This window comes from Sorangium sp. So ce385 (assembly GCF_051474135.1).
Lineage (GTDB): Bacteria > Myxococcota_A > Polyangia > Polyangiales > Polyangiaceae > Sorangium > Sorangium cellulosum_D.
Genome location: NZ_CP150337.1, coordinates 8,113,918 through 8,139,263, shown reverse-complemented (window position 1 = coordinate 8,139,263; position 25,346 = coordinate 8,113,918). Strand labels below are relative to the sequence as shown.

General features: G+C 74.8%; 16 protein-coding genes. 11 read left to right on the top strand and 5 right to left on the bottom strand.

What is annotated here, in order from left to right; all coding sequences use genetic code 11:
• Window positions 1-259 precede the first annotated feature (259 nt).
• From WME83_RS29625 to WME83_RS29615, 3 genes are read left to right on the top strand one after another with little or no spacing between them, the layout of a single operon-like run.
• On the top strand, window positions 260-787 hold the full coding sequence (locus WME83_RS29625; protein ID WP_437313061.1) for a methanogen output domain 1-containing protein: 528 nt from the start codon (window positions 260-262) through the stop codon (window positions 785-787).
• 9 nt (window positions 788-796) lie between these two features.
• Window positions 797-1,471, top strand: coding sequence for a PAS domain-containing protein (locus tag WME83_RS29620; protein WP_437313060.1), 675 nt, complete (start codon window positions 797-799; stop codon window positions 1,469-1,471).
• Window positions 1,441-2,745 carry an ATP-binding protein gene (locus WME83_RS29615; protein WP_437313059.1) on the top strand — a complete coding sequence of 435 codons (1,305 nt, stop codon included), beginning with the start codon at window positions 1,441-1,443 and terminating at the stop codon, window positions 2,743-2,745. Before WME83_RS29620 ends, WME83_RS29615 begins: the two co-directional genes overlap by 31 nt.
• Window positions 2,746-2,796: 51 nt before the next feature.
• Here the strand turns inward: WME83_RS29615 and WME83_RS29610 are convergent, their stop codons facing one another.
• Both WME83_RS29610 and WME83_RS29605 read right to left on the bottom strand, forming a co-directional pair.
• The gene (locus WME83_RS29610; RefSeq protein WP_437313058.1) at window positions 2,797-3,384 is read right to left on the bottom strand and encodes a superoxide dismutase; all 588 of its coding nucleotides are present in this window, start codon (window positions 3,382-3,384) and stop codon (window positions 2,797-2,799) included.
• 305 nt (window positions 3,385-3,689) lie between these two features.
• Entirely contained in the window at window positions 3,690-4,262 is a 573-nt protein-coding gene (locus WME83_RS29605; RefSeq protein WP_437313057.1) for a MarR family winged helix-turn-helix transcriptional regulator, read from the bottom strand.
• Window positions 4,263-4,661: 399 nt separating this feature from the next.
• On the opposite strand from WME83_RS29605, the gene WME83_RS29600 reads away from it, so the two are divergent.
• The 4 genes from WME83_RS29600 (at window position 4,662) to WME83_RS29585 (ending at window position 15,334) form a co-directional block, all read left to right on the top strand.
• Window positions 4,662-11,435 (top strand): SDR family NAD(P)-dependent oxidoreductase, encoded by a 6,774-nt coding sequence (locus tag WME83_RS29600; RefSeq protein ID WP_437313056.1) that lies wholly within the window; start codon window positions 4,662-4,664, stop codon window positions 11,433-11,435.
• Complete coding sequence (locus WME83_RS29595) at window positions 11,432-12,166, top strand: 4'-phosphopantetheinyl transferase superfamily protein (RefSeq protein ID WP_437313055.1); 735 nt, start codon at window positions 11,432-11,434, stop codon at window positions 12,164-12,166. The genes WME83_RS29600 and WME83_RS29595 overlap by 4 nt, the downstream gene beginning before the upstream one ends.
• A gap of 29 nt (window positions 12,167-12,195) precedes the next feature.
• Window positions 12,196-13,764, top strand: coding sequence for an SDR family oxidoreductase (locus WME83_RS29590; protein ID WP_437313054.1), 1,569 nt, complete (start codon window positions 12,196-12,198; stop codon window positions 13,762-13,764).
• A gap of 94 nt (window positions 13,765-13,858) precedes the next feature.
• Entirely contained in the window at window positions 13,859-15,334 is a 1,476-nt protein-coding gene (locus WME83_RS29585) for a cytochrome P450 (RefSeq protein WP_437313053.1), read from the top strand.
• A 53-nt stretch (window positions 15,335-15,387) separates the two neighbouring features.
• On the opposite strand, the gene WME83_RS29580 is transcribed toward WME83_RS29585, so the two are convergent.
• Window positions 15,388-16,227: a GNAT family N-acetyltransferase gene (locus tag WME83_RS29580; RefSeq protein WP_437313052.1), complete on the bottom strand. Its 840-nt coding sequence runs from the start codon at window positions 16,225-16,227 to the stop codon at window positions 15,388-15,390.
• A gap of 227 nt (window positions 16,228-16,454) precedes the next feature.
• On the opposite strand from WME83_RS29580, the gene WME83_RS29575 reads away from it, so the two are divergent.
• On the top strand, window positions 16,455-18,563 hold the full coding sequence (locus WME83_RS29575; protein WP_437313051.1) for a TonB-dependent receptor: 2,109 nt from the start codon (window positions 16,455-16,457) through the stop codon (window positions 18,561-18,563).
• 119 nt (window positions 18,564-18,682) lie between these two features.
• Here the strand turns inward: WME83_RS29575 and WME83_RS29570 are convergent, their stop codons facing one another.
• Window positions 18,683-19,123, bottom strand: coding sequence for a hypothetical protein (locus tag WME83_RS29570; protein ID WP_437313050.1), 441 nt, complete (start codon window positions 19,121-19,123; stop codon window positions 18,683-18,685).
• A gap of 168 nt (window positions 19,124-19,291) precedes the next feature.
• Complete coding sequence (locus tag WME83_RS29565) at window positions 19,292-20,233, bottom strand: AraC family transcriptional regulator N-terminal domain-containing protein (RefSeq protein ID WP_437313049.1); 942 nt, start codon at window positions 20,231-20,233, stop codon at window positions 19,292-19,294.
• A 172-nt stretch (window positions 20,234-20,405) separates the two neighbouring features.
• Here WME83_RS29565 and WME83_RS29560 point away from each other — a divergent pair, with 172 nt between their 5' ends.
• The 3 genes from WME83_RS29560 (at window position 20,406) to WME83_RS29550 (ending at window position 25,242) form a co-directional block, all read left to right on the top strand.
• Entirely contained in the window at window positions 20,406-21,179 is a 774-nt protein-coding gene (locus WME83_RS29560; protein WP_437313048.1) for an SDR family oxidoreductase, read from the top strand.
• Between the two features lie 156 nt (window positions 21,180-21,335).
• A complete protein-coding gene (locus WME83_RS29555; protein WP_437313047.1) occupies window positions 21,336-23,132 on the top strand; it encodes a hypothetical protein in 1,797 nt (598 codons plus the stop codon).
• A gap of 274 nt (window positions 23,133-23,406) precedes the next feature.
• The gene (locus WME83_RS29550) at window positions 23,407-25,242 is read left to right on the top strand and encodes an ATP-binding protein (protein ID WP_437313046.1); all 1,836 of its coding nucleotides are present in this window, start codon (window positions 23,407-23,409) and stop codon (window positions 25,240-25,242) included.
• Window positions 25,243-25,346: the final 104 nt, after the last annotated feature.

Here is a 25,346-nt window from a genome sequence, read left to right as displayed (position 1 = left end):
CTGGAAACGAATGCGCGCCCGCGCGTCGCCGCCTCGTGCGCCGGCGAGGTGTCGCGCCGCTGTCTCGGCGGCGCCCGCAGCGCGAGGTCGCCGGGCTCCGGATCTCCGCATCACGCGACGTGGGCTGAATTTTTCTTTGTGCAGCAACAAAATTACTGTGTCATGGTCGGGCGGGTCTCGGCGCTGGTCATCGCCTCGGTTGGCCTGGGCAGCGCATGGTAGACACAGACGCGCACCCGGTAATGAGGAGGGCTTCCCGATGAGCAGCGCAGCAGAGGCCGTACGGCGGTTACCTGTAGAGCTCGATAGAGATCGCTTTCTGCGGCAGCTCCTGCGCGAGCTCGCCGGCACGTTGCAGGAGGTCGTCGGCCTCGATCAAGCGTCGGGGTTCGTGAGCATCGTGGGCCAGAAGATCGGCGACAGGCTCAATGAGGAGTACCGGTCGGGGCTCCGGGCCGAGGCGCTCACACGCGCGCAGGTCGCCCAGGTGCTCGTGGACCTCAAGCGACGGATCCAGGGAGATTTCTATGTTATCGAGGAGAGCGACGACAAGCTCGTGCTCGGCAACCGCGCGTGTCCTTTCGGCGAACTGGTGAAGGACCGGCAGGCGCTGTGCATGATGACGTCCAACGTCTTCGGCGTCATCACCGCGGAGAACCTGGGCTATGCGCGTGTCGTCATCGAGGAGTCGATCGCGCAGGGGCACGCCGGCTGCCGCGTCGTCGTGCACCTGAAGCCGCCGCTTGACGACGACGCGCCTGCAGGTCAGGAGTATTTCAAGGGTTAAGCGCGCGGCATGTGGACGCTCAGCTTCGGCCAGCTCGCCGACGTGCTGCCCGAGCCTGTGCTGCTCGTGTCGACCGACGGGCTCGTGGTCGCCGCGAACCAGAGCGCCCGCAAGGCGCTCGGCGGCGCGAGCGAGGGTCAGGCCCTCGCCGCGCTCTGCTCCGACGCGCGGGAGCACGTGGAGGGATTGCTGAGGCGCAGCGCGCGCGTGCGCCAGCCGACGATCGGCACGCTCACGCTCCACCAGGGCCGTCGCTATCGCGTCGAGGGCGCGGTCGTGCGCCCTTCGTCGGAGGGGCAGCCGGGGATCGTCATGCTCCGCTTCGTGCACGAGCAGGCCGCGCTCTCGGCGTTCGTGGAGCTCAACCGCACGCTCGAGCACCTGCGGCGGGAGATCACGGCCCAGCGGCGCGCCAGCCGGGAGCTCGACCGGCAGCGCGAGTGGCTGCGGGTGACCCTCGTCAGCATCGGAGATGCGGTGATCGCGACCGACGTCGACGGGCGCGTCGTCTTCATGAACCCCGTGGCGGAGCAGCTCACCGGCTGGACCGAGGGCGAGGCGACCGGTCGGCCGGTGACCGAGGTGTTCGCCACGAGGCGACGCGCGAGCCGATCGAGAACCCCGCCGGGCGGGTGCTGCGGGAAGGGCACATCGTGGGGCTCGCCAACCACACCTTGCTCGTGACGCGGGGCGGCGGCGAGACGCCCATCGACGACAGCGCGGCGCCCATCCGGGACGCGAGCGGCGAGGTCATCGGCGCCGTGCTGGTCTTCCGTGGGATCGCCGAGCGCCGGGCGCTCGAGCGGCTCGCGGAGCAGCGCCTCGCGGAGCTCGTGCTGGCCGATCGCCGGAAGAACGAGTTCCTCGCCATGCTCGCGCACGAGCTGCGCAATCCGATGGCCGCGATCCTCACGGCCACGACCCTCCTGCGCACGCCCGAAGACGACCCGGAGGCCGGGTACGCCGCTCAGGTGGTGGAGCGCCAGGTCCGCCACATGGCGCGGCTCGTCGACGACCTCTTGGACGTGGCGCGGATCAGCCAGGGAAAGATTTCGCTCCGCACCGAGATCGTCGACGTCTCGCGCGTGCTCCAGCGATCCGTCGAGACCAGCCGCAAGCTGATCGAGGTTGGCCGGCACGAGCTCCACCTCTCCGTCGCGGGGGACCTGCCGCCCGTGCAGGGGGACGCGACGCGCCTCGAGCAGATCTTCTGCAACCTGCTGAACAACGCTGCCAAGTACACGCCGCCGGGCGGCCACGTCTGGCTGTCGGCGCGCGCCGATCACGGCGAGGTGGTCGCCTCGGTGCGCGATGACGGGGTCGGCATCGCCCCTGAGCTCCTACCGTATATCTTTGACGTCTTCGTGCAAGGCGATCGGTCCCTGCACCGCTCCCGGGGCGGGCTCGGCGTCGGCCTCGCGCTGGTCAGGCGCCTGGTCGAACTGCATGGCGGGTCGTGCTCGTGCGTGAGCGCGGGGGTGGGGCAGGGGGCCGAGTTCATCGTGCGCCTCCCGGCGGTGCGTGGCGAGGTCGTGGCGGCGGGCGCCCGCGAGCGCGAGCCGGCGGCTGGTGGTGCGCGGCTGCGCATCGCCGTGGTGGACGACAACCACGATGCGGCCAACCTTCTCGCGGTCTCCCTGAAGCGGTGGGGACACGACGTCGTGGTCGCGCACGACGGGCTCGAGGCGCTGGAGCTCCTGCGGGCGCACAGACCGGACGTCGCGGTGCTGGACATCGGCCTGCCCGGGATGGATGGATTCGAGCTCGCGCGGTGGCTGCGGCGCGAGCCGGCGCTCGATCGGTGCACGCTCATCGCGGTGTCCGGCTACGGCCAGGACGCCCACCGGAAGCGCGCCGTCGACGCCGGGTTCGATCACCACCTGCTGAAGCCGGTCGAGGCATCGGCGCTCATGGCGCTGCTCGCGGGGGTGACGCCGACGGGCGGCCCCGCGCGGTAGCCTGATCGCTCTTCATCGTCGCCAGCGGCCGCTCGGCCTGCTCGGGCCCCGCTACGGCGCGGCGCGGAGGTTCCTGGCGACGGCGTCCCAGCTCACGAGCCTGTCGAGGAACACCTCCAGGAAGCGCTGTCGGTTATTGCGGTGATCGAGGTAATAAGCATGCTCCCAGACATCGCACGTGAGGAGCGGCGCCGCGCCGGTCGTGAGCGGGGTCTCTGCGTTCGGCGTGTCGAGGATCCTGCCCTTGCCGCCGTCGAGCACGAGCCACGCATACCCCGAGCCGAAGCGCGCGACGCCGGCGGCGATGAAGTCGCCGCGGAACTTCTCCCAGCCGCCGAGGCCCGCGATGAGATCGCCCACGTCCCCCGAGGGCGGTGGGCCGCCGCCTTCCGGCCTCATGCCCTCCCAGAAGAAGGTGTGATTCCAGACCTGAGCTGCGTTGTTGAACACCGCGCCAGAGCTCGTGCGCACGAGATCGACGAGGCTCGCGTTCGCCTCGGGCTTGCCGTCGATCAGGCTCTTGAGCTTCGACATGTAGCCCTTGTGGTGCTTCTCGTAATGAAACTCGAGCGTCTCCCGGCTCATGGCGGGCTCCAGCGCGTCCTTGGGGTAGGGCAGCGGTGCCACCTCGAAGTCCATGGTGTCCTCCTTGTCTCGTTCGTGCGCGCTCCGGCGAGGTTTGCGCCCTTCGACTCTCGAACCCGCGGCGCTGCCCGTCAATCCGCGCCGGCGCCGATGCGCCCGGGGCGGCGATACAGGCGCCCGACCGCTCGATAACATCTGCAACATCTGCCGCGCCAGACCTGCGCAATCTCATCAGGACGCCGCGCCACCCCGAGAGTCCAATCTCGGATCGGAGACGCTCGCAGGTCGACGTCTTCTGCGGGGACTTCAGGGGGCGCTGAGCGCTCCTCTCACGGCGCTGTGGCGGCGCCGCGCCGTGGTCATCGCGCCTGCGGCGATCGTCGCTTCGCCGTGCGCTTGGCCGGCTTGGCCGGCCGCGCAGGCCGTTCCCGCGCCGGCGCCTTCGCCGGCCGCGCTGGCCGCTCCGGCGCCTTCTCGGGCCGCGCGGCCAGGGCCACGACGCGGCCGAGCTCCTCGCGGAGCGCGTCGGCCTCGCTGGGGCCGAGCTGCTCGCGGACGTGCTTCTGGGTCCGCTCCCACAGCGGGAACGCCGCCTCGATGGCGCGCTCTCCCTGGCGCGTCAGGAAGATGAGGCGGACGCGCGCGTCGTCGGGCGCGCGCGCGACGCGGAGCAGGCCCGCCCTCTCCAGCGGCGCGAGGTTCCTCGTGAGCGTCGTGCGATCCATGACGAGGCCGTCGGCGAGCGCGCCGAGCTTCACGCCCCCGTCGCCGCACGTCGCGACCGCGACCAGCATCGTGAGCTGCGTCGCCTGGAGCCCCGAGGGCCGCAGCGCCTCGTCGTAGAGCCGCGTCAGCGCGCGCGACGCGCGGCGCACGCGCACGAGGGCGCACTGGCTCGCGATGATCTCGGAGGCGCGGGCAAAATCAACCACAAGTGTATCTACACCGTTTCGGGACGACCCGCCATCTGGGACGTCCCGAACTGCTTGACATCTGTACAGGTGCAGGTACACCTATCCCCACGATGCGGGGCGGCATTCCCCGCTCCATCGCTGGCTCGTCGCCGGGGCGTCCAGGCCCCGGCGCGCGCTGACCGATCCGTCGGTCGATCGCTCGATATCCGCTGCCCGGGCCGCGACGGCGCCGAGGCGCGCGCCCGCGGCTCGGGCGCGCGGCCGGCGGCCGTGGGCCCGCGCCGCGCATTTAGGTGTAGGTACACTTATTTCGACAGCCCGACCGCGGGGCGGTGAGGGACGCACGAAGCATCGGCTGGCACGCGGTGCCAGGCGTGCGTCGACGCCGCGCGCGAGCGGGCTGCGTGGAGAGGTTCCATGGGCGAGTTCTTCGTCGTTCCGTACTGCGTGAAGTTCGAGGACAGCATGGCCTACGGGAGCCATCACTACCTCACCAACTTCCGCTTCCAGTGCATCGCGCGCGAGACGCTCTACTTCGCCGAGGCCGCGGACGGCTCGCTCCCGCACGAGGACGATCGCGCCGCGATCCGGCTGCTCACCACCGAGGGCTACAGCCGGAACCTCTCGCCGGTCCGCGTGGGCGAGCGCGTCGCGATCTTCATGACCCTCGGCGCCGTGACGCGCTCGAGCGCCTACGGGTACTTCCGCACGGTCCGCTTCGACGGCGAGCCCGTGGCGTGCGGTTACCAGCGGATCGTCGCCGTCGGGGCGACGAGCGACGAGCTCGCGCCGCTGCCCAGATCCGTGACGATGCACGTCGGCGCGCTCGACGAGCAGGTGCCGCACCAGCGCTTCGTCGAGCTCGCCCTGCGCGGCGGCTCCGCGCTGCGCGAGCTCTTCCCCGAGCGCCTCCTCCGGCACGCCGTCGAGGTCGCGCGCGCTCCGATGCACGCGTCGGGCCCGCACCATACGCAGTGGGGCGCGGCGGGCGCGGCGGGCGAGCCCGCGCAAGGGGGGGCGCCCGCGCGGGCGGGCCGCGGAGGCGCCGAGAAGGTCGCCCTGCTCCTGCCCGGCCAGGGCTCGTTCGACCTCCGGCTCCTGCGCGCGCTCCACGCGCGCTTCGACATCGCGCGCGCGGCCGTCGCCGAGGCCGAGCCCGCGGCGCGGGCGCTGCTCGGCGCGTCGCTCGCGGCGCTCGTCGCCGCCGACGAGGCGGGGGCGCGGGCCGCCCTCGACGCGTGCGCCGACCTCGATCAGCTCGGCATCCTCGTCCAGGACTACGTCGCCGTCGCGCTGCTCCGGTCCGCCGGGCTCGAGCCGGACGTCGTGGCGGGGCACAGCCTCGGGGAGATCGCCGCGCTGGCCGCCGCGGGGGCCTTCTCGCTCGTGACGGCCGCGGAGCTCGTGGGCCGGCGGGTGCTCGCCCTGCGCGGCGCGCCGCCCGGCCGCATGCTCGCGGCGCACACCGGCGCCGAGCGGCTGCGCGACGAGGTGCGGGCGCTCGGCCGGGACGACGTGTTCGTCTCGGTGATCAACGCGGCCGACCAGGCGGTCGCCTCGGGCACGGCGGACGGCATCGCGGCGCTCGAGCGGCGGCTCGAGGGCGCCGGCGTCCGGGCGACCGTGCTCGCGAGCCGCTACGCCTTCCACTCGCCCCTGCTCGCGCCGGCGGTCGGCCCGTTCGCCAGCGCCGCCCTGCGCGCGGGCGCAGCGCGGCCGGCGCTGGCCACGTACTCGCCGATCGATCGCGTCCACTACGGCGAGGGCGCGCTCGCGCCCGCGCGCCTGCTCCCCATGCACCTCGTGACGCCGCTCGACTTTGGCGCGGCGGTGCGCGACCTGCACGCGGCGGGCTGCCGCACCTTCGTCGAGTGCGGCGGCGGCAGCGCCCTGACCGCCCTCGTGCGACGGAGCGCGCCGCCGGGGCCCGATCTGCGCGTGATCGCGACGTTCCGCGCCGGAGAGGACGTGGTGGACGAGCACCGGCGCGCGGTCGAGGCGCTGCGCGCCGCCGGCCACGCGCTGACGGCGGTCGCGGCGCTCCCCGAGGGAGAGCGGGACGACCGCCGCCCGCGCGAGGGCGCGGCGTCGGCGAGCGCCGCAAGCGCCGCGGCGCCGGCGAGCGCCGTCGCGCCCGAGGCGAGCCCGCACGGCGACCCCGCCGCGCCGGCGGGCGCCGCGCCGATCGCCATCGTCGGCATGGGCGCGGTGCTGCCGGGCTCCGGCGGCGTCGACGCCTACCTCGCGCAGCTGCGGTCGGGGACGTGCGGCATCGCCGACACCGGCGCGCGACATCCGGACCTCGCGACCGACTTCCTGAGCCCCGGCCGCGCCGCCGACAAGACGTACAGCCTGCTGGCCGGCACGGTCGACGCGCTCGGGCCGTACGCCGAGCGCACCGGGTACGACGCGCGCACCCTCGAGCGGCTGCCCAAGACGGCCCGCATGCTGGCGTGCGCGCTCGCCGAGGCCAAAGCGCAGGCGGCCGTGCTCCGCGACGGCGCGCCGCTCCGGATCGCGTGCCTCCTCGGGTCGACGGCGGACGGCTCGATCGAGCACGACGAGGCGACGCTGCTGCTCGGCGTCGAGCGCGCGCTCGCCGGCGTCGCCGCGGACCCGGCGGACCGCGCCGCCGTCGCGGAGGCCCTGGCGGGCGAGCTCGGGCTCGACGCGGAGCGGCGCGCGGCGTGCCGGGGCCACGTCGAGCCGCTCGCGCGCGTCGTGCGCGACGTCGTGCGCGAGGGCGTGCGCACCGTGGTGGTCGACGCGGCCTGCGCGTCGTCGATGCACGCGGTGCACCTCGGCGCCGCGATGCTGCGCCGCGGCCTCGCCGACGTCGTGATCGCCGGCGGCGCCTACCAGCCCGGCCCGACCAACGCCTGCCAGTTCTCGCAGTTCGGCGGGCTCTCCGCGACCGGCAGCCGCCCGTTCGACGCGTCGGCCGACGGGGTGGTGTTCGGCGAGGGCGCCGCCGTGGTCGTGCTCGAGCGGCTCGACGACGCCCGCGCGCGGGGCGATCGCGTCGACGCGGTGCTGCTCGGCAGCGGCGTGTCGAGCGACGGCCCGAGCCCGTCGGTCACCGTGCCGCAGAGCCGCGGGCAGAGCCTGGCCATGCGGCGCGCCTACGCGGCCGCCGGCGTGGCGCCGCGGTCCGTGCAGGTCGTCGAGGCGCACGCCACCGCGACGCCCGTCGGCGACGCGACCGAGCACAAGGCGCTCGCCGAGGTGTTCGCCGGCGAGGAGGGCGCGCCGCGCATCGCCCTGGGCAGCGTCAAGTCGCTGCTCGGGCACACCGGCTGGACCGCGGGGGTCGCGTCGCTCATCAAGGTCGTGCTCGCGATCCGCGAGCGCACGATCTTCGCGCAGCACGGGTTCCGGGCGCCGAGCGGGCGCATCGACCTCGCGCGCTCGCCGTTCGCCATCCCGACGGCGGCCGCCCCGTGGACCGCGGACGGCGGCGCGCCGCTGCGCGCCGGGCTCGACAGCTTCGGCTTCGGCGGCACCAACGCCCACCTCGTCGTCGAGGAGCACCGGCCGGGCCGCCACGCGCCGCGCCCGCGCCCGCGCCCGCGCGGCGAGGCCCGCGCGCTGTGCGTCGTCGGGCTGGGGGCCGTGTTCCCCGGCGAGGGCGGCGCGCCCGCGGACGCGCCCTCGGACGCGCTCGCGTTCGACGAGCGCGCGCTGCGGCTGCCGGCCCGCGCGCCGGTCCTCCCGGACGCGCTCGAGGCGATGGACCCGACGCAGCTGCTCGCGGCGATGGCCGCGGAGAGGGCGCTCGAGGCGCTGCCCGCGCGCGAGCTCGGCGAGCGCATCGGCGTCGTCGTCGGCCACGAGGGCAAGACGCGCCGCGGCGCGCGCGCGAACGAGCGGATCTTCGCCGATCGCGTGGCGCGGGCGCTCCGCGCGCGCGGCGTGAGCCCGGCGCTGGTCTCCGCGACGGTCGACGCGCTCCGCGCGGGCTCGCCCGCGACGGGGCCGTACACGCAGCCGGGCAACATGCCCAACGTCATCTCCGGGCGCGTCGCCAACGTCTTCGGCCTGCGCGGGCCGAACTTCGTCGTCGACACCTCCGAGGCCTCGCTGCTCGACGCGCTCGCGGCCGCCGATCTCGTGCTCGACGAGGAGTGCGAGGTCGTGCTGGCGGGCGCCGTCAACGCGTTCAGCGACGACGTCGCGCGCGGCGCGTCGGCGACCCGCGATCCGCGGCCGGTGGGCGAGGGGGCGCTGCTCGTCGCGCTGTGCACCGAGGAGACCGCGGCGCGCCACGCCTTTCCGGTGCTCGCGCGACTCCGCGTCGCGCCCGCCGACGCGGCGGGGGCGGCGGAGGGGGCCCTCGCCGGCCGCGAGCTCGTGGTCAGCGGGCCGGGCCGCCCGCGGGCGCGGCTGCGCGGGGCCGAGGGCGCGGTGGAGCTCCTCGAGGCGATCCGCGGCGCGCGCGAGCACGGCACCGCCGCCGCCGTGCGCTGGCCCTCGGACGCCCGCGCGGTCGAGGTCGCGCCCCCCGAGGGCGTGCGCGCGGCGCCGCCGTCTCGCGTCGCGCCGGCGCCCAGCGTCGCGCCGGCGCCCAGCGTCGCGCCGGCGCCAGCGCCCTCGGGGTTCGCGACGGGCACGCCGATCCACTGCTACGTCCCCGAGATCGCGCGCGTGCCGGCCGCCGGGCCCGCGGCGCGCGCCCCGTCCCGCGTCCTCTACGTCTGCGCCGACGCGGCGCTGGCCGCGGACGTGCGGCGCGCCGCCCGCTCCGTCGAGGAGCGCGCGCGCGTCCTCGAGCTCGCCGGCGACGCGGCGCTCGACCCCGCGCGCGCGCTCGCGGCGCCGGGGCCCGAGGCCGGCGGCGGGGGGCCGTCGATCGACGCCGGCGACGAGCAGCGGCTGAGCGCGTCCTTCCGGGCCCTCGCGCCCGATGACGTCGACGCGGTCGTCGTGCTCACCCGCGCCGAGGACGCGCGCGCCTTCGTCGACGGCGCGCCGGGCTCGTACCGGCCGGCGCTGCGCGCGCTGTTCGGCGCGGCGCGCCGCTACTACGACGCCGTGGCGCGCGGCGACGTGGCCTTCGCCGCGGTCGTCGTCGGCGCGGTGGACCCAGCCGGGCGGCTCGCGCCGGCGAGCGGCGCCGTCGGCGGCTTCGTGAAGTCGCTGGCGCGCGAGCTGCCGGGCGGCGACGTGCGCGTCGTCCACACGGACGCGCAGGACGCCGCGGCGGCGCTCGGCGCGCTCTTCGAGGAGTGGCGGCGCGCCCGGCCGGCCACCCCCGAGGAGGTGGTCGATCTCGGCGGCGTGCGGCACGTGGTGCAGCTCGCCCGCCCCTCGGGGCCGCCCGCGCGCGCGGCCTCGCCGCTCGGCCCGGACGCGGTCGCGCTCGTGACGGGCGGCGCGCGCGGCATCACGGCGCAGTTCGTCGAGGCCCTGCTCGAGCGCTTCGGCTGCCGCGCCGTGCTCCTCGGCCGATCGCGGCTGGAGGACGCCCCCCCGCACACGCTCGCGATGACCGACGCGGAGCTCGACGCGTACGAGCGGGACTTCTACGCCGAGGCGCTGCGCGAGGAACGCGGCGTGCGGATGGCCGCGCTGCGCGAGCGCTACGGCCGCATCCGGGCGGCGCGCGAGGCGCACCGCGTCCTGACCCACCTGCGCGCGCGCGGCGGGAGCGTCGATTACCACGCCGCCGACGTCACGAGCGCCGCGGACGTCGAGCGCGCCGTGGCCGCCGTCGCGGCGGCCTACGGCCGGGTCGACCTGATCGTGCACGGCGCGGGCATCCAGGTGTCGAGCCGGCTCACGTCGAAGTCGCTGGAGCTCTTCGAGCGGATCGTGGACACGAAGCTCGCGGGCCTCGGCCACCTCCGCCGCGCGCTCGCGCGCCACCTGCCCGCCGCCCGGCCGCACGTCCACCTCGTCACGTCGGCGTTCAGCGTGCTCGGCAACGACGGGCAGCCCGACTACGGCGCGGCCAACGAGGCGATGAACCGCGCCGCCGCGTGCTTCGCGGCCGAGGCGGACGCCGGCCCGTGGTCCAGCATCGCGTGGCTCGGCTGGAACGGCGTCGGCATGACCGCCGGGTCCGAGTACAGCGCGCTCGGCGCGGCGCGCGCGCTCCGGGGCATCGAGCCGGAGGAGGGGCGGCAGATCTTCCTCGACCTCGCGGCCGAGCGCCCCGTCGGCGCGGCCCAGGTGCTGCTCACGGACAGCGAGATCGAGCGCTTCGCCCCGCGCATCGCTGCGTCCGGCCCGCGCATCGCTGCGTCCGGCCCGCGCGCCGCGGCGACGGGCGCGCCCGAGGGCCCGGAGGAGCGCGCGTGGACGCTCGATCCGCGCGTCGATCCGTGGCTCTCCGACCACCGCGCGCGCTCTTCCGCCGTCGCGGCCGGCGCCTTCCTCGTCGAGCTGGCCGTCCGGCACGCGCTCGCGGCGGCGGACGCCGGCGCGGTGGTCCGCGAGGTGCGCGACGTGCGCTTCCTCGAGCTCCTGCGCCTGCCCGACGACGCGGCCCGCGAGGTGCGCACGGTGACGACCCGGCGCGAGCGGCTCGACGGCGGCCGCGTCGCGTGCGCCGTCGAGGTGCGCGGCGACTTCGTCCACCGGTCGGGCCTGGTCCTCCGCGCCGGCGTGCCCTTCGCGACCTGCGTCGTCGAGCTCGGCGCGATCGACACAGGCCGCGACCCCCTCGCCCCGCGCCACGCCGGGCGCGTCGACGGGCCGGCGTTCCGCGACCCCTACGCGAGCCCCGGCGCGCCCCTCCGGCACGCGGGCTGGTTCGACCACCTCGGCACCGTCGTGCTCGGGGCCGCGCACTCGTCGGCCCGGTTCCGCCCCCCGAAGGATCGCGCCCTTTCGCGCCTGCGCGTGGCCGCCACGCCGTTCCTCCTGCTCGACGCCCTCCTGACGCTCGGCGTCCTGCGCCGCGACGACGCGGGCGCGTTCCCGGTGTGCGCCGCTGGCGGCGTCGACCGGATCCGCTTCGGCGCGGCCGCGAACGACCTCGCGATCCGCGACGCGGGCGGCCCGGTCCGGCTCGTCGCCGCGGCCCCGACCGCCGCGGGCGACCGCGTCCTCGGCGCGTGGGCGCAGGCGCTCGATCCGGCGGGCGGCGTGCTCCTCGACCTCGAGGGCCTCGTGGGGCTCGCGGTGGGCCGCGTGGCCGCCGAGGCGCGCCCGGCCGCGCCGGCGTCGCTGCCGCTGGGGGCGCCGTGACGCCGCCGCTCGCGATCGCGGTCGTCCGGGCCGACGAGGCCGCGGCGGCGCGCCTCGAGCCCTACCTGACGGCCGGCGAGCGCCGCGCGTGCGCGGGCCAGCGCGCCGCCGCCCGCCGGGCGCAGTCCGCGTGCGCGCGCGTCGCGGCGAAGTGGCTCCGGCTGGAGCTCGCCGCCGGCCGCGGCGCCCCGCTCGTCTCGCTCGACGCGGCCGCGCTCGAGGCGCACCCGCGGGCGGACTACCTCGCCTGCGCCGTCACGGGGCCCGGCGGCGGCCCCCCGCGCTTCGAGGACGGCGCGCTCGCGCTGTCGCTCTCCCACGCGGGCGACCTCGCGGCGGCGGCGGTCACCACGGCGCGCGCCGTCGGCGTGGACGTCGAGCGGGTCGAGGCGCGCGCGGCCGCCTTCGCCGACGAGCACTTCACGCCGCGCGAGCGCGAGGGGCTCGCGCGCGGCGCCGCGGCGGGCGCCCCGCGCGCCGCGCTCGAGACGCTGCTCTGGAGCGCGAAGGAGGCGCTCTACAAGACGGGCGCGCTCGATTTGCCCGCCCGGTTCTCCTTCCGGGACATCGACGTCGCGTTCCCGCCGGGAGGCGCGCGCCTCGCGCCGCCCTCCGTCCGCGCCTTCGCGCTGACCGCGCGCGGCGGGCAGTTCTTCGGCCGGGCCGTGCTGACCGGCGCGTTCGCGCTCTTCGCGACCGTGCCGGTCCCTCCGGCCATCGCTCTTGGATGAATGGCTCTCAAAAACACGAGGTTTCGACGATGCAAGCTCAAGATCTCCTCGAACACGTTCGCTCCGTCTTCGTGCGCATGACGCGCTACCCCGACGAGGTCGTCGTCCCCGACGCCGACCTGGAGCAGGACCTCGGCATCGACTCCGTGAAGCGCGGAGAGATCCTCGCGACGCTGCGCGCGGATTTCGGCCTCTCGGACGCGCTCAAGGCCACGCCCGACGAGCTGCGCACGGTGGCCCGCGTGAGCGACTTCCTCTCGCGCACGCTCACGGCGCGCTCCGACGTCGCGCCGTGGGCCGACGTCGCGGGGGGCGGATGGCACGCGAACGGCCACGCGGAGTTGGCCGGACAGATCGGCGGCCACGCCGAGCCGGCCGGACAGGTCGGCGGTCACACGGAGCCGGCCGGACAGATCGGCGGCCACGCCGAGCCGGCCGGACAGATCGGCGGCCACGCCGAGCCCGCTGGGCGGGCCAACGGCCACGCGGCGCCGGCCAGCGGCCCCACCGCGAGCAACGGCGCGACGAGCGCCGCCGCAGCGGGCGAGGCGCTCCGCGCCGTGGTCCAGGCGATCGCGGACGCGACGCGCCACCCGGCCGAGCTGCTCGTCCCCGACGCGCGGCTCGAGGAGGACCTCGGGATCGGCCGCCGCCGGCGCGACGAGGTCCGCGCGCTCCTCCGGCAGCGCGGCGCCCTGCCCGACGGCCTCGCGGGGGCGATCGACGAGGCCCGCACGGTCGGCGACCTCGCGCGCCTCCTCGGCGCGCCGCCGCCCGCGCAGGCCGCCGCGGCGCGCGCGCCGGCGGCCCCCGCCGCGCGGCGCGCGACCCCGGCGCCCGGGGCCGCGCTCGCGGGCAAGACGATCCTCGTGACCGGATCGAGCCGCGGGCTCGGCCGCGCCATCGCGACGAAGCTCGGGCGCGCCGGCGCGCGGGTCGTCGTCAACAGCTTCCACTCGCGCGACGACGGCGACGCGGTCGCCGACGAGATCCGCGGCGCCGGCGGCGACGCGGTGCACGTCTGGGGCTCGGTCGCCAACCCCGCGCACGTCGACAAGCTCTTCGAGGCGATCGCGCGCGACGTCGGCGAGCTGCACCACTTCGTCAGCAACGCGTCGAACGGCCGGTTCGGCCCCCTCGAGCAGACGACCCCGGAGCACTGGGAGCTCGCGTTCCGCACGAACGTCATCGGCTACCACCAGTGCGCCTTGCGCGCGGCGCGCCTGATGGAGCGCCACGGCGGCGGGCGCATCGTCGCGCTGTCGTCGAACGGCTCGTCGCGGTACCTCGAGCACTTCGGCGCCATGGGCGCGGTGAAGGCCGCGGTGGAGTCGCTCACGCGCGCGCTCGCCGTCGAGCTCGCCCCGCGCAACGTGCAGGTCAACTGCGTCTCCGCCGGGCCGATCTACGGCCACGTGACGAGCAACTACCCGGATCACGATCGGATCCTCCCGTATTGGGAGTCGCGCACGCCGGGCGGACGGCTCTGCACCGAGGAGGACGTCGCCGACGCCGTCCTGCTGCTCCTGTCGGACGGGGCGCGGATGATCAACGGCGCGACCCTCACGGTCGACGGCGGGGGCTCGCTGTGCATCTGACGGCCGCGATGGCCGGCGCCGGCCTGCGCTCGGCGCGCGGCGGCTCACGCCGGCTCGCGCCGGCTTGCTTTCAGCTCGTGGAGAAGGAGGAGTCATGAGTGCCAATCTCGATCGGCAGCCCCCGGGCCCCGGCCCGCTCGCCAGCCTGCGGTACCTGGCGAATTTCAGGACCGGCGACATGCGCCATTACGAGGACCTCTTCGCGAGGTACGGCGACGTCGTGCGCCTGCGGGCGCCCGGAGCCGAGGACTTCATCATGGCGTTTCACCCGAACGACATCGCGCATGTCCTCCGCGCGAACATCCGGAACTACCCCAAGGGCAAGCGGTATCACGAGCTCGCCCACGTGCTCGGCTGGGGCCTCGTGAACAGCGAGGGCGAGCTCTGGCGGCGCCAGCGCCGGCACGTGCAGCCCCAGTTCAACCACGCGAACACGCTCAAGTTCGTGCCCATCATCGTCGACCACATGGAGGCGGTGCTGCGGCGCTGGGACGCCCATCCGGGGGAGTTCGAGCGCGACATCAACGACGACATGATGGACGTGACGTTCGGTATCGCGGGCGAGGCGTTCTTCGGCGCCGCGCTGCAGGCCCACACCGACACCGTCCGCGAGGCCTTCAAGTACGCGCTGTCGATCGCGCTCAAGCGGATGTACTCGCTGGTCAACCCGCCCCTGTCGTGGCCGCTGCCCAGCCACGTCCGCTTTCAGCGGGCCATGCACCGCGTGCACACCGTGATCGACGACATCATCGACGGCTACCAGCGCGGCGCGGGCGACGCGGACAACGTGCTCGTGCGCCTCATGAACTCGGTCGATCCCGAGACCGGCGCCAAGATGGACCGCGCGCAGCTGCGGGACGAGATCAAGACCATCCTGATGGTCGGGCACGAGACCTCGAGCGTCACCGCCTCCTGGGCGCTCTACCAGATCGCGCAGCGCCCGGAGGTGTCCGCCCGGCTCACCGACGAGATCGACCGCGTCCTCGGCGGCAGGGCCCCGACGGCCAAGGACTTCGAGGCGATGCCGTACCTCGCCATGGTCTTCAACGAGTGCCTCCGGCTCCTGCCGTCCGTGCCGTTCATCCTCCGCAGCCCGCTGGAGGACGACGTCCTCGGCGGCTATCACGTCGCCGCGGGGTCGACGGTGGCCATCGTCCCGTGGGTCACGCACCGGCACCCGGAGTTCTGGCGCGATCCGCTGGAGTTCAAGCCCGAGCGCTTCGCGAACCACCGGCGGAGCGCGGACGACAAGCTCGCCTACATCCCGTTCGGCGCCGGACAGCGGATCTGCCTGGGCGAGTTCATGGGGCAGCTCGAGGGCAAGATCATGGTGGCGATGGCGCTCCAGCGGTATCGGCTCCGCCTGGTGCCGGGCTTCGACCCGCGTTGCCGCGGCTTCATCTCGCTGCAGCCGGTGAACGGGATGCGCATGATCCTGAAGCGCCGTGAGCCGGTGAGGACGGCGCGCCCGGCGCCGGCGGGGCGGGCGGAAGCGGCGGAGCCGGCGGCGGCCGAGCCCCTCGCGGCCGCGATGCGGGCCGGCGGCTGCCCCTTCGCCGCCCGGGCCTGACGGCGCGCATCGACGATGTGCTCCTGAGCCTCCTCTTCCCCCGAGGCCAGCGCTCACGCGAAGGGCTTGCTGAGCTCCGCCTGCGAGTACACGGCCACGAGGCCCGCGCGCTCCAGGTTGCGCTGCGAGGTGCTCCCCGCCTGCGCCACCGAGTAGGCGAGGTCGCACCCGGCGTCGCGGGCGTACGCGAGACGGGCGTCGATGAGGGCGCGCTGCACACCCCGGCCGCGGTGGGCCTCGAGCGTGCCGCCCGCGTACAGGAGCGCGACGCGCTCGTGCACGTAGACCGCGCCGACGCCGGCGACGGCGCCGTCGGTCGACGACGCGAAGAAGTACGTCGACCCGGGGTCGTGGAAGCACGCGTCGAAGATGTCGCCTCGATCGGGCTGCGGCCCGCCCGCCGTGGCGAACGCGGCGAGCGAGGCCGCGACCCACGCCGAGCCTTCGTCGCGCGCCGCGCGCCGCACGACCACGCCGCCGCGCGCGGCCGGCTCCGGCCCGTGGATCTCGGCGTCCGGGGCGAGGGTGCGCACGAGCACCGCGTCGAGCGAGTCCAGGCGGAAGCCGCGCTCCCCGAGCCGCGCGAGCAGCGAAGGGTGGGCAAACGGCGAGACCAGGATGCGCGCCGCCGTGCCGCGCGAGGCGTAGAAGCCCTCGAGGGCCTCGATGTCGCGCGCCTCGACCGGGCCGCTCATGCCGAGGCCGGCCGCGCGCGAGAGCCGGATGTGCGGGGCGACGAACGCGGCGCGGCCGCCCGCGATGACGGCGACGGCGGCGCGCCGCGCCGGGATCCGCGCGGCGACCTCGCGCGCGGCGGCCTCGACCTTCGCGGCCTCGGCGGCCTCGATGCGGGCGGACAGGGCGCGATCGACGAAGACTGGCCGGGGTGTCACGGGGGAAGCGTAGCGCCAGAGACGGCGCCGCGGACGCTTCCTCTTGCTCTTCCGGCGCCGTGGCGCTGGTCTTGGGTGAAGCGCATGGTGACGACGGGAGCGCCCGGCCCAAGCTTCGGTCTGGTTGTCTGTATCATCGTCCCATGAGGCGTCGCCCGGGACCGGAATCGAGCCGATATCCATCGCGGCGGTGGTGGTCGAGGGGGCCGCTGGCCGTCGCCACCTCGGTGCTCGCCACGTCGCTGTGGCCGGGCCTCTCCCGCGCCGACCAGTACGAGCGCTGCGTCCGCGACGCGAAGACCCAGGCCGAGATCGACGCGTGCGCTCCACCGAACAAGCCCATCGAGGTGCGGGTGCGGGCGAAGCCGCCGGCCCGGAGCGCCTCGGACGTGGAGGTGGACGCGCAGATCCTCGAGGCGGCGCCGCACGGCTCGGGCGCCGACGTCCTGAACGTCGCCCCGGGCGTCTTCGTGAGCGACCGCGGCCTGCCCGGGCGCGCGCCGCACCTGTCGCTGCGCGGCTTCGACGGCACGTCGGGCCAGGACGTCGAGATCTTCGCGAGCAACATCCCCATGAACCAGGTCTCGCACATCCGTGCTCCCGGTTATGCCGACATGCGCCTCATCATGCCGGAGGTGGTCCGGTCGGTCCGGATCGCCAGCGGCCCCTACGATCCGCGGCAAGGCGACTTCGGCGTCGCCGGCTCGCTCCGCATGGACCTCGGCCTCGCGGCGCCGGGCTTCTGGCTCAAGGGGGGAGTCGGCTCGTTCGGGACGAGGCGCGTGCTCATCGCGTTCGCGCCCGAGCAAAACGAGCTGATGGACACGTTCGCGGCCTTCGAGACCGACGCGACCGACGGGCCGGGCGGCGCGCGCGCGGGCGAGCGCAGCTCGTTCGTGGGGCAGCTCGGCGGAGGCAACGAGGAAGTCGACTTCCGCGCGACCGTGGCGATCGGCTCGGCGCGCTTCGACTTCCCCGGCTACCTGCCGCAGGCCTCCGTGGAGCGTGGCGGCTACCCGTACGCCGCGCAGCGCCCGCTCGGCCGCGACCGGACCTCGCAGGCGCTCATCGGCTCCGAGGTCGTGTGGAGCCCCGGCGAAGGCATCCTCGGCATCGGCGCGTTCGCGGGCAAGACCAAGACGACGTTTCACCAGAACCTCACCGGGTACGCGCTCGACCAGCTCGCCGGCGCGCCGATCGTCGAGAGCGACGACAGCGAGATGGTGAACGACGCATGGACCGTCGGCCTCACGGTGCATTATCGCCACGCCGTCGACATCACCTCGAAGCGCGACTCCATCGAGATGGGCGTCACCTCGCGCGTCGACGCGGTCGACCAGACCGACACGCGCCTGTTCGAGGACGGCTCGAAGAACGCCGCGCTCGTCGACGCGACGATCGACGCGACGAACGTCGCCGCCTACGCCGATCTCTCGCTGTATCCGATCCGCCGCGTGGTCGTCCGCGGCGGCACGCGCCTCGACTCGCTCTCGTACGGCGTTCGGGATCGCACGAGCAATGCCGGGCTCGAGCGGACGGCGCAGGGGTTCGTCGTGTCCAGCAAGGTGATGGCGGATGTGGCGGTCCGGGGCGGCGTGCACGTCGTGGCGAGCTACGGCGAGGGGTTCCGCTCCCCGCAGGCGCGCGACCTCGCCGAGGGGGAGCGCGTGCCGTTCACCAAGGTCCGCAGCGTCGAGGCGGGGGTCCGCCTCAAGGAGGGGAGGTCGTTTCAGGGGTCGGCCGTGGCGTTCGGCTCGTGGCTCGGGAACGACCGGGTGTTCGACGCGACCTCGCGGCAGAACGTCGAGGCCCCCTCGTCCGTGCGCGCCGGCGCGCAGCTCGTGATGAGCGCGCGCTCGGGCCCGTTCGGCGCGCACCTGAGCGGAACATACACCCACGCCCGCTTCACCGGGTCCGACGCGCGCTTCGCGAAGGGTGATCCGGTGCCTTATGCGCCGGCGTTCGTCCTGCGCGACGACGTGTTCGCCTCGGGGGCCGTCGGCCGGCTCTTCGGCAAGGAGCTGACGGTCCGCGTGGGCGCCGGCGTCGAGGGCGTGGCGGGGCGCTCCCTCCCGGGCGGGCGAGACGGCAAGGACTCGGTCAGCCTCGATGCCGTCGCGGCGGTCGGCTGGCGCGGCATGGAGCTCGCGCTGAACGGCACGAACCTCCTGGGCCTGCGCTACTACGACGCGCAGTACGTCTACGTCTCCAATTTCGAGAGAGGCCTCCCGCCCCCGCCGCCGTCGCCGCACGTGCTCGTCGCCGCGCCGACGGCATGGATGCTCACGCTCCAGATCCATGTCCGTGGCAAGAAGCAGGAGCCGCGCTACTGGTAGCGAAGCGCGTCGCCCTCGCTGGTCCGGCTCGTCGCGCTGCGGCCGGAAGAGACGCTTATCGGTCGGGGAGCCTTCTCAGGGCGGGGGGACCGTACGCCACGGAGCGTTCCGCGCGCCCCTCAGGGGATCTCGACCTCTGCGGAGCCGATCTTCACGGGATCGTTCGGTTCGTTGATGTTGTCCCAGCGGCGGTAGAGATCGACCGCGACGGCTCCCTTGCCCAGGCCCTTGACCGTCATGCCGATGTCATACCGACAGTCGCATCCGGCGACGCCGCTCGGGTCCATGTCGGCCGGCTGCACGAGCACGTCGACCTTGCCTCCAGCGATCCGGACGAACCCCTCGACCTCCTGCGCGCAGCGGAAATGGGCGGCGCCGTAATCGATGTGAACGGCTCCGCGCTCGGGCGTCGCCGCGAGCGTCTCCTTCACCGTCGTGTCGTACGCGCTCGCCGTGCACTCGCTCTGGGTGAGCCCCTCGATCGCCTCCGCGTCCTCCCAGCCCTCGGGCAGGTCCGCCCCGCATCCGACCGCCAGGAGCATGCCGGCTCCCATCATCATGTTCCGCATCTCGTCCCTCCGGCGAGCGATCGACGCAACGCGCGTACCAGCGAGCGCAGCAGCGATTTCGCGCTGCGGCGGCCGGCGCGTCGCGACACCACGGTCGCGGGTGTGCCACGCCGGGCGCCCGCGCGCCGCTCCGGTCCTGGCGCCGGACCAGCGCAGCGCTCACGACGGATCCAGGACGAGCTGTCCTCCCGCCCCGTCCGCCTCTCGCAGGGCGCGACGCGCGCGCGGCGCGACGTGCGAGTCCGCAGACGGCGGCCAGCCGAAGAACCGACGGTACTCCCGGCTGAACTGTGACTCGCTCTCGTAACCCACGTCGTGCGCGACCGTCTTCACCATGCCCCCTGCATGGAGCATCTGGCGTGCGCGCGTCAACCGGAGCGCCTTCATGTACTGCAGCGGCGAGGATCCGGTCATCGCCTTGAAGCGTTGATGGAACGTCGGGACGCTCATGTGCGCCAGCTGCGCGAGATCGCCGATGCTCATTCGCTCTGCGAATCGCGCATTCATATGGCGGAGGACGTGGGCGAGCTGGCTCACCGGGCCCTCCGCGAGCGCCCGGAGCGAATCGCCATAGGGCCCGTCGAGCACGAGAAAGAGCATCTCGCGGATGGTCTGCCGCGCGAGCGCTCGCGTGCGCCGTTCATCGGTCAAGCAAGCCAGCAAGCGGGCGCCGGCGTCCTCGAGGTCGCGCCGGAGCGGCGCGCGGAACACGCTGCGGGAGGGGCGCGCCGGCTGGGGCGCGGGCGGCGCGTCCTCCTCGAGGAGCAGCTCGCGCAGGAGGGCGAGCTCGATCTCGACGACCACGGTGAGCACGGGCGCGGCGGCCGACGCGATGGTCCTGCAGAGCATCGGCAGCGGTGAGGTGACCACGAGGTAGTGGCCGGCGTTGTACGCGAACGTCTTGTCGCCCAGAATTGCCTGTTTCTCTCCCGCGCCCACGAGGATCAAGCTGGACGGGTAGAGGGTGGGCGTGGGCGGCTCCGCGGCGGTGATGCGGTAGACGACGACGCCTGGATGGCGCGTGCTGTTGCAGCCCTCGTGGCGCGCCAGCGCGGCGATCCCAGCAGCCAACGAGTTGCCCGATCGAGCGGCTCTCGACATCCCCGTCATCCTACCCACTCGGCCGAGACGGCGCCAGGCGCTTCGTCGCCTCGCTCATAGGATCGAGCATGCCTTTGATAGTTCCGTGTCTTCCGTTTCCGGCCGTCACGGCTATCTATTGTCGCATCGACGGGCCGCGCAGGTGAGCCGGCCCCAGCGAGAGGAGTGAGACATGGTTCAGCAGGCCCAGGGCGCGCTCGCGGGGCGCGTCGCCGTCATCACAGGAGCATCGAGCGGGATCGGCGAAGCGACGGCGAAGGCGCTCGCCGCCCGCGGCGCGCGCGTGGCGTTGCTCGCCCGCCGGAAGGAGCGGCTCGACGCGCTCGGCGACGCCATCCGGAAGGGCGGTGGTCAGTCCGCCGAATGGCAGGTCGACGTCACCGATCGGAGCGCCGTCGAGCGCGTGGCCTCCGAGGTCATCGAGAGGCACGGGCGCGTGGACATCGTCGTGAACAACGCCGGCGTCATGCTGCCGAACCCGATCGAGGCCAGGCGCGTCGAGCAGTGGCAGCAGCAGATCGATCTCAACGTCACGGGCCTCATGAACGTCATCGGCGCGTTCACGTCGGCGCTCGTGCAGGCTGGCTCCGGCCCGGGGCCGGCGGATCTCGTGAACATCTCGTCGATCGCCGCCAAGAACATCTTCCCGGCCTTCGCGGTGTACAGCGGGACGAAGGCGTTCGTGACCCACCTGTCGATCCACCTCCGCGCCGAGCTGGGCTCCAAGGGGGTGCGCGTGACATCCATCGAGCCAGGCATCGTCGGCACGGAGCTGCAGAGCCACGTCGACTTCCATGGCGCGCGCGATTGGCTCGAGGGGTCGAAGTCGCAGATGGAGTGGCTCACCCCCGAGGACGTGGCCGAGGCCATCGCGTTCACCGTGAGCCTGCCGAAGCGCGTCAACCTCCAGCAGGTCACGATCATGCCGACCGGCCAGCCGTCGTAGGTCGGGTCCACGCGGGCCGTCGGTTCGAGGCGCGGCGAACGACCTGGGTCGGGCCGCGGCGGACCGCGGCTCGTCGCGCCGCCGTGACGCTGCGCGACCCGACCCGGGTTGCGCCGCAGGGCGCAGGACGACCTCGCCGCTGGTACAACGGTCGTCGTGAGACGCCTCGCCCCGCTCGCCGCCCTCGCCCTCTCGCTGTGCTCGTGCGCGGCGAGCTCGACCGCCGGCGCGCCCCGCTGCCTCACCGGCCCCGCGCCGAGGGTGGGGCGGCCGGCGGCGGATGAGATGCTCGCGCTGATGCGGCGCGAGCGGGAGCGGGCCGAGCGGGCCCCCTCTCCGCTCGTCCGCGCCCGCATCCTCGAGGCCATCCCCGGGCTCTTCCCGGACATGAGCGGCCTCGCCCACGCGCCCCGCTGCAGCGACGAGCTCGCGGACGAGAGCGCGGCCGCGCTCCGCGGCGATCCCCTCGTGTTCTCGCGCCTCCTCGTCGCCCGCATCCGCACCGCGCGCGACCCCGGCGCCCTCCTGCCGCTCGTCACGCGCCGCGAGGAGAGCATCACCGCGTACCAGCTCGGCCCGGAGGAGCCGGGGCCGGCGCCGCCGCGATCGCTCGTCAGGTCGCTCGCCCTGGCGAGCCTCCCCGCGCCGTGGCTCATGCGCCACCACCCGGAGGGCTGCCAGCTCCTGCTCGACCGGCTCCGCGACGGCGGCGACGCCCGCGAGCAGCTCCTCCTCCACGGCGCCGCGGCGGCGCTGTTCCAGGAGGCGGCGCGGGGCGATCCGGCGCGCGCGCAGGGCGGCGCGGGGCCGTCGCTGCTGCGCGCCTGGCTGCCCGACCTCGCGCGGCGCCTGGAGGGCCCGGCGGAGCCGGCCTCCCTGGAGCTCGCGATCCGCCGGCTCGCCGACGTGGGGGCCTACGGATCGCGCTTCGGCGTCGGGCCCGAGGCCAGGGCGCTCGTGGACCGGGTCCTCGCAGCGCGCGGCGAGCTCCCGATCGCGCGCGGGATCGCCGGGGCGGCCCGCGACCTCGCCGAGGTGGCGCGCGGGGCGCTCCACGACCTCGAGATCCCGCGGGGATCCGCCGCGCCCACCGACCTCCCGCCGCCCCGGCGCGACCGCTTCCGGGTCTTCGGGGACTGGCTCGACGCCGAGCCCGCGGGCGGGAAGGTCGCGGCCGCCGACGCGCTCGCGCGCGTGCGCGACCTCGACGGCGAGCTCGCGACCCTGCGCTTCGACCCGTCGCGGTGCCGCGTGCTCGAGGAGCTCGGGCTGTGGCTCCCGCCGAACGAGGCGTCCCGGCGCTTCGACGCGCTCGTCGCCCCCGCCTTCGACGGCGAGCGCGTCCGCCTGAGCACCGAGGCCCTCTGCCGGCTGCGCGTGGCGCTCCGCCTCGACGGCGTGGACGAGGCGCGGCGGGTGAAGCTCCTGCTCCGGCTGCTCTCCGCGACGCCCGCGCAGGTCGGCCCGCCCAACGCGCGCGGCGACGATCCGCACCCCGCGCTCGCGACGCCCCTCGACGCGGCGTCCGTCGCCGCGGAGGCCGCGCGCGCGCTCGCGCGGAACCTCGGCTGGATCGACCGCCACGCGGACCTGCGCGCATGGCTCGAGGCGGAGGCCCTCGCGCCGGTCCCGCCCGGCGGGTCGGCCGCCGCGCGGTGGCCCCTCCTCCAGCCCGCCTTCGAGCGCGTGGTCGCCCTGCACGCATCCGGCGGCCCGGAGGCGCGGCCGGAGATCGCGCGCGCGATTTTGCGCGCGTGGATGGAATCGGTCCGCGGGGCGGAGGCCCAGCGGCGCGTGACCGACGCTCTCGCGGGCGAGGTGGTGAAGGCCCGCCTCCGGGCGCTCGGCGAGCACGGGCAGCGCGCCGGCCTCGCCGAGGAGGTCGGCGCGTTCCTCGACGAGCGAAAGAGCGAGCGGGCGGCGGTGGTGGCGTCCTATTTGCTCACGCTCTAGCGAGCCCCGGCGCGGCGCTGGCGTCCGCCTTGCCGTTCGTGCGGTCTGGCGTCCGCCTTGCGGTTCGTGCCGTGGAGAAATCCAGAAATCCTCGCGCGCGGATTTCGCAGCGCCGAATCGCGCGCTGCCGGGCAACGCCGGCGTGCCGGGCGGACCGCGCCGCCTGCGTCGCCGGGGGGCAGCGCGCCGCAGATCCTTTTTCATGCGCGGCGCCGACCGGAGCGGCGTGCTTGCGGTCCGGCCTGCGCTACGCTCGTCGGCGCCCGGAGCCTCCATGCAATTCTTCGATGGGCAGCCCACCTCCGCAGGGTCCGTCTCCGAGTCGGCCGCGCACCGCCACGAGCGGGTGGTCGAGCGGCTCCTGCGCTTGCAGCGCATCACCGCGGCGCTCGCGGGGTCCCGCACCCTGACCGAGATCGCGAGCACCATCATCGATCAAGGCATGCCCGCGCTCGACGCCGAGGTGGGCGTCGTCGCGATCCTGTCCGCGGACGGCGCCTCGCTCCGCAATCTCGGCTTCAAGGGGGTCCCTGTCGACACCGAGGAGGCCTGGGCCGAGGTTCCGGTCGATTCGCCCGTGCCGGTCGCCGAGGCGGCGCGCACGGGCGCGCCCATCATCGTGCCCACGCGCGAGGAGCGGAACGCGCGCTATCCGGTCCTCGCCCGCGTCCACGGCGTGGAGCACGGGGGCGCCGTGGCCGCGTTCCCGCTCGTCCTCGAGTCGAGGACGGTCGGCTCGCTCGGGTTCTGCTTTCCCGCCTCGCGCGCGTTCGACGACGACGATTACGCATTTATCCTCTCCATTGCCCAGCAATGCGCGCTCGCGGTCGAGCGGGTGCGCTGGCACGAGGTCGCCGAGCAGGAGATCGCGCACCGCCGGGCGTCCGAGGAGGCGCTGCGCGCGCGCGAGCGGGAGCTCACGGCCCTCGTGGCCGAGCTCCGGCAGACCCAGGAGGCGCTCCGGGAGGCGGATCGGCGCAAGGACGATTTCCTGGCGATGCTCGCCCACGAGCTGCGCAACCCGCTCGCGCCCCTCCTGAACGCCGTCGAGCTGATCAAGGCGGCGGGCCCGCCGACGCCGATCGTCGAGCGCGCGCGCACCATCATGGATCGCCAGATCGGGCACATGTCCCGGATGGTCGACGATCTGCTCGACATCTCGCGCATCTCCCGGGGCAAGATCACGCTGTCCATCGAGCGCGTCGATCTGGTCGAGCTCGCCCGCGCCACGGCGCTCGATTACCGATCGCTGCTCGACGCGCGCGGCGTGCGCTTCGAGCTCGCGCTGCCGTCCGCGCCGGTATGGCTGCACGCCGACCCGACGCGGCTCGCCCAGGCGATCGGGAACCTGCTCCAGAACGCGAACAAGTTCACGGACGACGGCGGCTCGGTCCGACTCTCGATCGCGCCGCACCATCCCGCGTGCGGGGTCGTGTCCGTCGAGGTCGCGGACACCGGCATCGGCATGGAATCGGCGGTCCTGGAGCGGATCTTCGAGCCGTTCGCCCAGGCCGACCAGAGCCTCGCCCGCAGCCGCGGGGGCCTCGGGCTCGGGCTCGCGCTGGTCAAGGGGGTGGTCGAGCTCCACGGCGGCAGCGTGCGCGCCGCGAGCGCTGGCCTCGGCCGGGGCGCGGCGATCACGATCACGCTGCCGCTGGGCGCGGCGGCCTCGCGCGCGGCGGACGCGCGGCGCGCAGCGGACGCGCGGCGCGCGGCGGCGAGCGCGAGCTCGCGGCGCATCCTGATCATCGAGGACAACGTCGACGCGGCCGACAGCCTGCGCATGCTGCTCGAGCGCCGCGGCCACACCGTCGCCGTGGCGCACAGCGGCGACGACGGCGTGGCGGCCGCGCGCATGGCGCCGCCGGACGTGATCCTCTGCGATATCGGCCTCCCGGGGGCGATGAACGGCTATGGCGTGGCGCGGCTCCTGCGCGCCGAGAGCGCCATGAGAAAGACGCTCCTGGTCGCGCTCACCGGCTATGGCCAGGACGACGATCGGAAGCTCGCCCGCGCGGCGGGGTTCGACGCGCACCTGACGAAGCCGGTGGCCCAGGCCATGCTGGAGCGGCTCCTCGCCGAGCTCGCGCCTTTGCCCGAGACGGCGTGAGCGTCCGCGCGGGCGCGCTGCCGGCGAGGCGCGGCGGCCCGGGGCGGCGGCGCGCGCGCGTGCGCTGGCTCAGGCTCGGACGACGGTGATCTGCCGCCCTCCCG

Excerpts from the sequence above, each read along its gene's own strand:
- WME83_RS29610 (WP_437313058.1), bottom strand. The coding sequence starts at position 3,384 with ATGGACTTCGAGGTGGCACCGCTGCCCTACCCCAAGGACGCGCTGGAG.
- WME83_RS29565 (WP_437313049.1), bottom strand. The coding sequence starts at position 20,233 with ATGTCGAGAGCCGCTCGATCGGGCAACTCGTTGGCTGCTGGGATCGCC.
- WME83_RS29590 (WP_437313054.1), top strand. The coding sequence starts at position 12,196 with ATGCAAGCTCAAGATCTCCTCGAACACGTTCGCTCCGTCTTCGTGCGC.
- WME83_RS29600 (WP_437313056.1), top strand. The coding sequence starts at position 4,662 with ATGGGCGAGTTCTTCGTCGTTCCGTACTGCGTGAAGTTCGAGGACAGC.
- WME83_RS29625 (WP_437313061.1), top strand. The coding sequence starts at position 260 with ATGAGCAGCGCAGCAGAGGCCGTACGGCGGTTACCTGTAGAGCTCGAT.
- WME83_RS29560 (WP_437313048.1), top strand. The coding sequence starts at position 20,406 with ATGGTTCAGCAGGCCCAGGGCGCGCTCGCGGGGCGCGTCGCCGTCATC.
- WME83_RS29585 (WP_437313053.1), top strand. The coding sequence starts at position 13,859 with ATGAGTGCCAATCTCGATCGGCAGCCCCCGGGCCCCGGCCCGCTCGCC.
- WME83_RS29620 (WP_437313060.1), top strand. The coding sequence starts at position 797 with ATGTGGACGCTCAGCTTCGGCCAGCTCGCCGACGTGCTGCCCGAGCCT.
- WME83_RS29550 (WP_437313046.1), top strand. The coding sequence starts at position 23,407 with ATGCAATTCTTCGATGGGCAGCCCACCTCCGCAGGGTCCGTCTCCGAG.
- WME83_RS29570 (WP_437313050.1), bottom strand. The coding sequence starts at position 19,123 with ATGATGATGGGAGCCGGCATGCTCCTGGCGGTCGGATGCGGGGCGGAC.